Source organism: Granulicatella sp. 20925_1_28 (assembly GCF_041433575.1).
Taxonomy (GTDB): domain Bacteria; phylum Bacillota; class Bacilli; order Lactobacillales; family Aerococcaceae; genus Granulicatella.
This window is the reverse complement of the sequence record NZ_JAPWBS010000029.1, coordinates 1-3,173: the sequence shown is the minus strand read 5'-3', so window position 1 is coordinate 3,173 and position 3,173 is coordinate 1. Positions and strand designations below refer to the sequence as shown.

Here is a 3,173-nt window from a genome sequence, read left to right as displayed (position 1 = left end):
GTTCCCTTTATTAGACAGTACCTTTATTCCCTGGGATGTTAAATCATACTGTGCGACTTCTTCTGCTCCAAGGTTTCCACATGCAGCAAAAACAACTACACACATTAACGCTAGAAGCATCCCTAATATTCTTTTTGCTTTTTCCATTGTCATACTCCTTTTTGATAATTTTCAAATGACGATTACTTATTTTAGTTGATAATTTAATATATCTTTTTCTAATTTTCGGACGGGGTACTGCGCCTTCACCTTTATTTTTTGATTATTACATCCAGCGTATCCCTGCACGACATCCACTTGTGGAATGACCACCCAATCTCCAAGAACTTCTTGCGCGCTCTCTGTGTTTTCATCCAAAATGCACACGAAACGGTATTCTCTCTCGTGTTGCCACTCTTTGAATTTTGCAAAGGTCGCTTTAATATAGAAATTCAGATTCGAATACGAGAATTGATTGCTATTACTTCTCGTGTTCGGACGTTTATCAATATATTCCACCGGGCCGTATACACAGAGTCCGTCTACCTTCAAGTAATGGATTTTATCCAAAAGACTCGCATACGAATACTCCAGCGCATACCCTGCGTGGCTATTGGCGTAATAAGACCACATTAAAATATTATCTGCGGCGTGCGTAAAGCAAAACACACGAAAGAAATCCATCATCGAATGACCATCCGCGTAGTAGCAATTACAATCAAACGGGTCATTGAAATGCTTCGGATGACTAAACGACACATTTCCTTCCACCACTTGATACGGATTCTTCTCAATCGTTTCCTTGGCATAGTACTTCACAAAAACTTGCCGCTCTTCTCGAATCGCTGCTTCTGCTTTTTTAAAATACGTCTCAACGTCTTCTTTAAATACCCCTTGAAACTGTTCGACTAACTGATCTGGTGCTAAAAATCCCAGTCTGATATTCTTCGCGAGCTGGTCATTGAACTCTTTATCCGCCCTTTCTATGTCAAACCCTTCCGGAATCTTCGTATTCGCATTTTGAATATACACAACCTTTTTACACTCTAGGTCAATCGGTTTTTTCGTCGGTTGTTTAAACAATGAGACAAACACTTTCTCTTTTGTTTTGCGGTTGGCTACTAAAAAACAATTACTATCTAAGAAGGATTCCACCAAGCGGTACTCTTTATACGTTTGTAAAAATGTCGCCTTAGCAATCAAATAACGATACAGCTCAATGTCCTCTTTTAAAATGATTTTCAACAACCCCACCTCCTCATTGAAAGTATAACATTTCTTTCTATCGGTTTAAACATCCTCATGAATCATGCACAAAACTTCCCAAAGTCCCGAGCACCTTTCCCTTCACGAAAAGAAGACCCATTTTTATAAACATACAAAGGCGGCACCCTCTTTTTTGTATGCTTATAAAAATGGTCTATCTGGAAGATTCCCGGATTCTATAATAGTCGTAATTGGGAAGTGCAACCAATGTGAATTACTGACTCTAGGGTATAACCCGTAGAGTCAGTTTGAAGCTTGGTAGGAATTGAGACGCAAGGCTCATTCCGGTGCCCCATTATGACTATTATGAAGACATCCGAGGAATCTGTAAGATAGACGCAAGTCTATCCAACTTTTAGCACCTATTTACGTATACAAAAAAGGAGGGGTTGCCCCCTCCTTTGATTAGTCATTATCTTCAACGGTTTCGTCTGTTTCGCCTTCTTCAGCACGAAGATGCTCAAGTTCTTCCTCAGAAAGCTTTGTGACATGGATTTTACGAATACGATCATTCTCGATCTCCGTCGGTTGTAACAGATACCCTTCGAATCTCACCTTCACTACCTCATCATCATCTGGGAAGTAGCCAAGTTTTTCAATAATCGCACCCGCCATTGTGTCTACTTCATCAGACTCTAATGACGTTTGATAAATTTGATTGAACCTGTCAAGCGACATTCCAGCATCAATCACCGAATTGTTTTCGTCAATTTCTACGACTTCTTTTTCTTCTTCGTCGTACTCGTCTTCGATATCTCCGACGATTTCTTCAATCAAGTCTTCTAATGTAACAATCCCTTCAACCCCGCCGTATTCATCTTTTAATACCGCTAAGTGTTGACGAGTTTTTCTAAATTCTACTAATAAATCATCTACGAAAATCGTTGATGGAACGAATACTGGCTCATGCGCTAAGGCACGTAAGTCAATATTGTCGAATCCTTGCTCTCTTGCAGCACGGAAAACATCTTTTACGTGAATAACTCCGATTACTTTATCCTTATCTTCTTCGTAAAGAGGAAGACGAGAATATGAACAGTTCAAGATTGTCTCTAGGTTCTCTGAAATATCGTCATCCACGTCAATCATTAATGTATCCGTACGTGGCACCATCACTTCACGTGCTAGTTTTGTATCTAGAGAAAGTACCCCTTGCATCATCGCGAACTCGGAAATATCAATCGCTCCGTCGTTACGGCTGTTGGCAAGTAAAGACTTCATCTCGCTTCGTGTTAATTTTTCTTCTACCCTCGAAAATTCGATTGGTGTCATTCGTTTTAATAATCCTGTTGAGAACGTCAAAATCCATACGAATGGTTTTGCAATCTTTTTGACAAACAAAATTGGTCCTGCAGTATATAATGCAATTTGTTCTGCTACTTGCAACGCCACTTGTTTTGGATATAATTCCCCAAATACTAAAGTAAGGTATGCTAGAACGACTGTCACAATCACAAGTGATAATGTTTCAGCTCCAGGAATGTTTCCTAATAATGGTTGGATTCGTGAAGAGAAACTTGTAGCGGCAGACGCACTTGAGAAGAACCCTGCGAATGTAATGGCTACTTGAATTGTTGCGAGAAACTCATCTGAATTCTCTAATAAGCGCATTACCTTAATGGCTCTCTTATCTCCTTCTTGCGCTTTCTGTGCCATTTTTCCTTGGTTGATAGACACAAACGCAATCTCTGCTGCAGAGAAAAATGCATTTAATGCAGTTAATAATACAATGATTAAGATCTGGACTCCCAGCGAACTCCCATCTGAATCAGCTGTCATAATTTTGTTAACCCCTTTTAACTATAGATTTTACCTATTCTATGAATGGTATAGAGATATCATATCAGTTTTTTTTGAAAAATCAAGATTTTCCCCTGTTTTGTAATGGTTCTTTAATGTTTAAAGCCCTTTCTAATGCATTTTTCAGA

General features: G+C 39.2%; 2 protein-coding genes. Both read right to left on the bottom strand.

The window, feature by feature from the left end; genetic code table 11:
* Window positions 1-186: 186 nt before the first annotated feature.
* Complete coding sequence (locus tag O3793_RS08830) at window positions 187-1,233, bottom strand: DUF2971 domain-containing protein (RefSeq protein WP_371446960.1); 1,047 nt, start codon at window positions 1,231-1,233, stop codon at window positions 187-189.
* A 417-nt stretch (window positions 1,234-1,650) separates the two neighbouring features.
* A complete protein-coding gene (locus O3793_RS08825) occupies window positions 1,651-3,024 on the bottom strand; it encodes a hemolysin family protein (RefSeq protein WP_371446958.1) in 1,374 nt (457 codons plus the stop codon).
* Between the last annotated feature and the right edge of the window lie 149 nt (window positions 3,025-3,173).

Coding starts and splice junctions, on each gene's coding strand:
- O3793_RS08825 (WP_371446958.1), bottom strand. CDS start 3,024: ATGACAGCTGATTCAGATGGGAGTTCGCTGGGAGTCCAGATCTTAATC.